Annotated in this window: 9 protein-coding genes; 3 read left to right on the top strand and 6 right to left on the bottom strand. The window is 61.7% G+C overall.

From position 1 onward, the window contains the following. From prs to lgt, 6 genes are all read right to left on the bottom strand, one after another. A partial coding sequence (gene prs / locus AC5E6N_RS22550; RefSeq protein WP_491749916.1) for a ribose-phosphate diphosphokinase occupies positions 1-440 on the bottom strand: 440 nt, incomplete at its 3' end. 99 nt (positions 441-539) lie between these two features. After that, positions 540-1,169: a hypothetical protein gene (locus AC5E6N_RS22545; RefSeq protein ID WP_491749915.1), complete on the bottom strand. Its 630-nt coding sequence runs from the start codon at positions 1,167-1,169 to the stop codon at positions 540-542. Positions 1,170-1,196: 27 nt separating this feature from the next. Continuing rightward, the gene (locus AC5E6N_RS22540; RefSeq protein WP_491749914.1) at positions 1,197-2,348 is read right to left on the bottom strand and encodes a M24 family metallopeptidase; all 1,152 of its coding nucleotides are present in this window, start codon (positions 2,346-2,348) and stop codon (positions 1,197-1,199) included. Between the two features lies 1 nt (position 2,349). Continuing rightward, positions 2,350-3,150, bottom strand: a complete 801-nt coding sequence (gene pgeF / locus AC5E6N_RS22535) for a peptidoglycan editing factor PgeF (protein ID WP_491749913.1) — start codon at positions 3,148-3,150, stop codon at positions 2,350-2,352. A 55-nt stretch (positions 3,151-3,205) separates the two neighbouring features. Then, positions 3,206-4,345 (bottom strand): class I SAM-dependent methyltransferase, encoded by a 1,140-nt coding sequence (locus AC5E6N_RS22530; protein ID WP_491749912.1) that lies wholly within the window; start codon positions 4,343-4,345, stop codon positions 3,206-3,208. Then, positions 4,342-5,202 (bottom strand): prolipoprotein diacylglyceryl transferase, encoded by an 861-nt coding sequence (gene lgt, locus AC5E6N_RS22525; protein ID WP_491749911.1) that lies wholly within the window; start codon positions 5,200-5,202, stop codon positions 4,342-4,344. Before lgt ends, AC5E6N_RS22530 begins: the two co-directional genes overlap by 4 nt. A gap of 141 nt (positions 5,203-5,343) precedes the next feature. Between lgt and AC5E6N_RS22520 the strand changes: the two genes are divergently transcribed. From AC5E6N_RS22520 to AC5E6N_RS22510, 3 genes are all read left to right on the top strand, one after another. Continuing rightward, a complete protein-coding gene (locus tag AC5E6N_RS22520; RefSeq protein WP_491688889.1) occupies positions 5,344-5,658 on the top strand; it encodes an accessory factor UbiK family protein in 315 nt (104 codons plus the stop codon). A gap of 327 nt (positions 5,659-5,985) precedes the next feature. Beyond that, positions 5,986-6,486 (top strand): type III secretion system chaperone family protein, encoded by a 501-nt coding sequence (locus AC5E6N_RS22515; RefSeq protein WP_491749910.1) that lies wholly within the window; start codon positions 5,986-5,988, stop codon positions 6,484-6,486. A 23-nt stretch (positions 6,487-6,509) separates the two neighbouring features. Next, the coding region (locus AC5E6N_RS22510; protein ID WP_491749909.1) for a pyrroline-5-carboxylate reductase family protein at positions 6,510-6,774 on the top strand (265 nt) is incomplete at its 3' end.

Below are 6,774 nucleotides of genomic sequence, written 5' to 3'. Positions count from 1 at the left end.
ATCGGCACGGCAAAAAGGTTGTCGGTCGGAATATCGAAGAACCCCTGGATCTGACCGGCATGCAGGTCGAGGGTCAGGACGCGGTTGGCGCCGGCCTCGGTGATCAGGTTGGCGACGAGCTTTGCCGATATGGGGGTGCGCGGCCCGGGTTTGCGGTCCTGGCGCGCATAGCCGAAATAGGGCAGGACCGCCGTGATGCGCCGCGCCGATGCGCGCCGGGCGGCATCGATCATGATCAGCAGTTCCATCAGGTGGTCATTGGCCGGGTAGGCGGTCGACTGAATGATGAAGACGTCTTCGCCGCGCACGTTCTCCTTTATCTCGACAAAAATCTCCTGATCGGCAAAGCGGCGGACAATCGCGTTTCCGAGGGGGATATTGAGATAATTGCAGATGGATTCGGCGAGGACCCTGTTCGAATTGCCTGAAAAGAGTTTCATGGCGCGCTGCCTGTGCTGGTACCCCGTTGGCCGGCGTTTTAGCGGCCTTTGGGGCGATTGCAAGGGCCCGATGTCTCAATATGCGATTTTACCCAGGAATCAGCCGCCGGAGGGGGCTTGCACGCTCCAGCTTATATATTCGGATATGGTGCGCGCGGCGATCGCTTCCATCGTGGCATCCTGAACGACGTCCCAGGGGTCGGCCGCCGTTCCCTGTGCCACCTCCTGTCCGCGGATGCGGTGCAGGCGTGTTCCCGAAGCGTCGAGAATGTCCCATACGAAGGCAACGGTCGTCTTGTCGCCATCGGCGAATGCGGAAAAATAGCCTTTGAGAATGTGATTGCTGCCGCCGTCGCTGGAATTGACGATCATGAGGCCGCGTGCCCGCGCTTCGGAGCCAAGCTGACGAGACAGCGGGCGCACGGCATTGACCGGGGCTCCGATCACCGGTGTGAAGCTGATTGTCGAGGCGCTGCTTGGTGCAATGCTCGCAATGTTGGCCGGTGTGCTGGCCGTCGTCTGGTTGGACGGGATTGCCGGCTGATCCGAGGCGAGCTGGTCAACCGGCAGTGCCGGATCATCCGGATTCACCGGTGTCTGCTGATCGTCCCTGCCGACATCGGCTTTCGGGACCAGCCAGGAACTGTCCGTCAGCCGGGCGCTGTTGCAGCCGGCGAGCGCAAGCGTCGCGGCGGTCATCACAATTGCAACAACGGGCTTTCTACGCACGCTACACCCTCTCCAAACACATCAACCCTACCGGACGATCAGATCCAGATTGTGGGCCGAAAGGGGCGTCGGATCTTCGTCGGTCGTCAGATAGGTATGTCCGAGCGTCATGGCGGTCCCGGACTCCGAATCCATAATAATCATATGGACAAACAATGACATATCCGCCCGGATGTTTTGTTCATTGCCCGAATAGAACATTTCCCGTTCCATCCAGCTTGGTGTGAACCGCGCGCCGAGCGAATAGCCGCATGCATTGAGCCGGTGCCGCGTCAGCCCGCGCTCTTCCATGACCTTTGCATGGGTAGAGAAAACATCGCCGAAATTGTGGCCCGGGCGAAGAACCTGCTCGATTTCCTCAAGTGCCTCGCGGCAGACATCGTAGAGTTCGAGCTGGCGCTCGCTCGGTTTGCCGACCACGATCGTGCGCATCATGGCGGCATGGTAGCGGGCATAGACGCCGGCCCATTCGAGGGTGAGCTGGTCGCTCTCATCAAGCACCCGCCGGCCGGATTTGTAGCGGCAAAGCAACGCATCCCGCCCGGAGCCGATGATGAATTCGTTGCCGGGATAGTCGCCGCCGCCGGCAAAGACAGCGCCCTGCATGGCGGCGAGGATGTCTGCTTCGCTGCCGCCGGGTTTGACCAGCGGCAGGGCGGCATCGAGCGCCGCGTCGGCAAGGCCCGCGGCCGTCTTGATGTGGTCGATTTCCGCCGGGCTCTTGATCAGCCTGAGGCCCGAGACCAGGCCGGACGCATCGACCAGATCGCCGAAGGACTGCAATTGATCGTCGAGCTTGCGGCAATTGGCCCCGGTCAGGCCGTGGGTGTCGTATTCGATGCCGATACGCGAGCCCAGGAGATCAAGGTCGTTCAAAAGGTTCTTCAGCTCCATCGTCGGGTCGGCATTGGCACGGTCGGTCCAGATGGAAATGTCCTCGATAATCGATGTGTGGCGGGCCTGGCGCAGGTCGGCGGAGCGTGTCAGCAGCCGCATGCTGCCGTCCGATTTGACGATCAGCGTCTGGAAAAAGCAGAAACCGAACGTGTCGTAGCCCGTCAGCCAGTACATGCTCTCCTGGGCAAAGAGCAGCATGACGTCCAGATTGTTGTCCTGCATGGCGTCGAGGAGGCGGCGCATGCGCCAACTGTATTCTTCCCGGTCAAAGTGCTGAGCCAATCTATCCTCCATCGACAATGCTGATTGCTGAAATCTGTCGGCCGTAGTCCGGCTCGCTGCGGTGTGTCGTGCGCCGGTAGGAAAAGAATCTTTCCTCATCCGCGTAGGTGCAGTCTCCGCTGAGATGGGCCTCTACACCCGACTCGGCGATGCGGTCCAGAATAAATTTTTGCAGATCAAAAAGACTATGCCCGCCATGCGGCGAAGGGGAAAAATAAATATGAAATGCGTCGTCGCGCTGGCGGAACCGGTCGACGAACTCCGGTCCGACCTCGTAGTTGCCGCCGCTGATGCAGGGCCCGACACAGGCGCGTATCCGCTCGCGCCGCGCACCCAGCCGCTCCATGGCCGCAATGGTGTTTTCGACAATGCCGTCAAGCGCGCCGCGCCATCCGGCATGGGCAGCCGCGACAACCGCCTTGTCGGGATCGGCAAAAAGCACCGGGCCACAGTCCGCCGTCAGCACGCCGACGGCGATGCCCGGCGTTGCGGTGACGACAGCGTCGGCCTCAGGCCTTTCGCCATCATAGCTGTCGTCGACGACAACGGGCTGTGAGGAGTGGACCTGATGCGCGGTGGCGAGACGATGCGGGGCGAGGCCGAACCAGTCGGTGACGCGCTTTCTGTTTTCCGTGACATGCGTGCGGTTGTCATCCGAACCGAGGCCGACATTGAGGCCGCGGTAAATGCCTTCGGAAACGCCGCCCCGGCGGGTAAAGAAACCGTGGCGGATTGCCGGCCCGGCACCGCTTTCTTCCAACAGATGGCTGGTGATCGGTTCAGGTTGCTCCCGGTCGAGCATGGCTGGCCTCTCAGCTTGTCATCCGGCGGGATGGTGATCAAAGTGCGCGTCCGTGTCAATTGCCGGATTTTTGTGTATGTGAAACAGCGCCGCTCAAATCGGGCGCGGCGTCTGCGAAGGGCGCGACGGCAATGGCCGGACTGCTCAGGCCCAGGACCTTGAAAAGACCGCCCATCTGCCCCTCGCCATCGCCGGCCAACCGGTTGACCGCTTCGCCGATTTCCCGCTGGCTTTGCGGTGTTTTGCCGGCGCCGAGCGCTCCGGCGCGCTCGAGCAGTCCGAGGCCGAGCAGGAAACGGGACTGCGTCAGGAGCGGCCAGATCTGGACGCCGCCCGCCGCGGCGGCGGCCCGCGCGAGCGCCGAGAAATCGACATGGCTCGTCAGGTCGGATTCGCCCGGGGCTTCAAGAACGCCCACATGGCGGTGATCACGGACGGCCTGCAGCGTGTCGCCGATTCCCGCCTCGCCATGCCCGTAGTCGATCGCCAGGGCACAGCCGCCGCCGGTCGCCAGACGCGCCGCGATACGGCTCATGAGGGCTTCGCGCGCCGGCGCGATTTCCACAATGTCGCCAGCCTTTGCCGCGGGCGGGGCATCGCCGGGCGCAAGCGATGCCGTGCCGGCTTCAAAGATCAGGTTAGCTGCTTCGTCAAGGGCGACAACGCGCTCTCTTAACCCATTGCTTGTGCTGATGAACTGCCTGATCGGAATCGCGTCGAAGAGCTCGTTGCAGAACAGCAGTGAGAAGCCCTCCGGTACAGCGTCAATGTCGCCGTGCCAGTCATTTTTCAGCGGTGAGCCGTTTAGTGTTCGGCCCTGCACGTCTCTCAGCCGGGGGCTGGTTTCGACAAGGTGTCCACTGGCTTTGGAGACAAGGTCAGGGGCAACGCCTGAGATGGTCCGCTGCACGTCCGCCATCAGTGTTCCGCGCCCCGGCCCGATCTCGATGAGGCGGACGGTGTCCGGTTTTCCGTGCGCACGCCAGCACAGGACAAGGAAAATGCCGATCATTTCGCCGAAGAGCTGGCTGATCTCCGGCGCGGTGGTGAAGTCCCCCGCTGTCCCGAAGGGATCGCGGGTGCGATAATAACCGTATTCCGGATCGCTCAGGCAGGATGAAAAATAGTCCGCGACGCTGATGGGCCCGGTGGTTGCAATCAGCCGCGCCAGCTTGCGGGCGAGGGGCGTCGTCAATTGTCCTTGCCGCCGTCGGTTGCCACGGCCGTTGCCGCCGGCGGTTTCGCATAGGCCATTGCGATCACGCCGATGGCGACCATGGGAACGGACAGGACCATGCCCATCGTCAGCCAGCCGCCGAACAGGTAGCCGATATGCGCATCCGGCTCGCGGAAGAACTCGATGAGGATGCGGCTTGCGCCGTAGCCGGCCAAGAAGGCGCCGCCGATATAGCGGGGACGGGCGAGGCGTTTGAAGCGGAAGATGAGGATCATCAGGGCAAAGAACAGAACCGGGCCCTCGAGAACGGCCTCGTAGAGTTGGCTCGGATGACGCGGCTCCGGTCCGCCGGTCGGAAAGACAACGCCCCAGGGCATGTCGGTCGGACGGCCCCAGAGTTCGGAATTGATGAAGTTCGCCAGCCGGCCGAGGAACAGACCGACCGGAGCGGAGGCGGCGACGACATCGAACAGGCTCCACACCAGGATACCCCGTCTCCCGGCGAAGATGATCATGGCGACGATCGTTCCGATCAGGCCGCCATGAAAGGACATGCCGCCTTTCCAGATCTCGAAGATGCGCAGCGGATTATGGGCAAAGGCGGCAAAATCGTAGAACAGGATATAGCCGAGCCGCCCGCCAAGGACGATGCCGACCGCCGACCACAGCAGGAAATCGTCGATGTCGGCCTGTGACATGGCCGGGCTGCGGTCGAACCACAGGCGCTCGGTTCCGGCCAGCGTGCGGGCATAACGCCAGCCGATGAGGATGCCGGCGACATAGGCGAGGCCATACCAGTGGATGGCGAGCGGGCCGATGGAGATCAGCACCGGGTCGATGTTCGGAAACGGCAGCGCCGCCTGAATGGGGTCCATGGTTCGTCCAAAGCGTCTTCGCGGGTGGGGCGGACCATGCAGGCGGTTTGGCCCGTGGTCAAGGGTTGCATCCGCCTGACCGAGCGCTTACCTGATGTTTGAACGCAAGCAGGTGTTTTACGACTGAGGCGAGGCAGGACAATGACCACAGGCCCAAACCGCATTCTTGATGATTTCGCCAAGCTCATGACAGATGCCGCGGGCGCCGCGCAGGGTGTTCGCGACGAGGTCGAGACGGCCCTGAGGGCCCAGGCGGAGCGTGTGCTGAATTCGATGGACGTCGTCCAGCGTGAGGAATTTGAAGCGGCACGCGAAATGGCCGCCCGCGCGCGTGATGACAACGAGGCCCTGCTTTCCCGGATCGATGCGCTGGAAAAGCGGGTTGCGGAGCTTGAAGGCGGCGCAAAACCAAAGACGACCCGCCGCAAGAGCGCTGCCGCAAGCAAAGCAAAATAATTTTTTGCCCCGCGGCGTGTTGCCGGAACAGGCCGCAAAAGTCCTTTGCGCTGAATCCTTTAGCCATTCAGCCTGAGGAATTGATTCACCACGTATCCACATGCGATTTCACCGCGCAGCCAATTTGGGGGTGGCGCTGTGACTCTGCCGTTATACACTGATTTTAAATGATGATTCGAGGCGGGCCGCAAACTGCCGTTCCAGGTACTTCAAAGACGCGGCTCGGCATTAGTCAGTAGCGTATGTGTGTTGATCCGGGTTCAGGTAAGGGCACGGCACGAGGCCGCCGTGCTCAAGCGAATCGAAATTCGGGAGAAAAGGTGCGGCATGAGCCTTTTGGAATTTGAATATGAACGCGAACTCAATCCTGTGGACATGATTGAGTATGTCGCGGCAAACAACGATTGGTCGTTCGAACGGGCGGGCGAAGACGAGATCGCCATGACCGTTCAGGGGCGCTGGTCGGATTATCACGTCTCGTTTTCGTGGATGGAGGATTTCGAGGCCCTTCATCTTGCCTGCGCATTCGATATCAAGGTTCCTGAAAAGCGGGTCAATGAAGTGGTCAAGCTGCTTCATCTGCTCAACGGACAGATCCTGATGGGCCATTTCGACTTCTGGCAGCAGGAGGACGTGGTCATCTTCCGCCAGTCGCTGCTTCTGGCGGGCGGAGCGGAGCCGACAAACCAGCAGGTTGAAGTGCTGCTGTCGAGTGCGCTGGAAACGTGCGAACTCTATTTCCAGGCCTTCCAGTTCGTCATATGGTCCGGCATGGACGCCAAGAGCGCCACCGAAACCGTCCTCTTCGAGACCGTCGGAGAGGCCTGACGCCTCAGGAGGCTTGAACAGACATGATATCCGGTCCCGTTGTGCTGGTCGGCGCCGGCAATATGGGCGGCGCGATGATGCGCGGCTGGCTGGCGTCGGGCATTGACGCCGGCTCAATCGTCGTCGTCGACCCGTCGCCGCAGCCTGCGATGGCAGATTTCATCAAGACCAGCGGCCTGCGCCACCATCCCTCGGCGCCATCCGGTGTCACCGCCGAAGCCCTGGTCATCGCCATCAAACCGCAAATGATGGGCGAGGCTTTGCCAGCGATTCAAGCGCTGGGCGGCG

The sequence above is a fragment of the Hoeflea sp. genome, assembly GCF_984452065.1.
This window is presented reverse-complemented; position numbering and strand designations above follow the sequence as displayed.

Excerpts from the sequence above, each read along its gene's own strand:
- pgeF (WP_491749913.1), bottom strand. The coding sequence starts at position 3,150 with ATGCTCGACCGGGAGCAACCTGAACCGATCACCAGCCATCTGTTGGAA.
- AC5E6N_RS22515 (WP_491749910.1), top strand. The coding sequence starts at position 5,986 with ATGAGCCTTTTGGAATTTGAATATGAACGCGAACTCAATCCTGTGGAC.
- AC5E6N_RS22520 (WP_491688889.1), top strand. The coding sequence starts at position 5,344 with ATGACCACAGGCCCAAACCGCATTCTTGATGATTTCGCCAAGCTCATG.
- lgt (WP_491749911.1), bottom strand. The coding sequence starts at position 5,202 with ATGGACCCCATTCAGGCGGCGCTGCCGTTTCCGAACATCGACCCGGTG.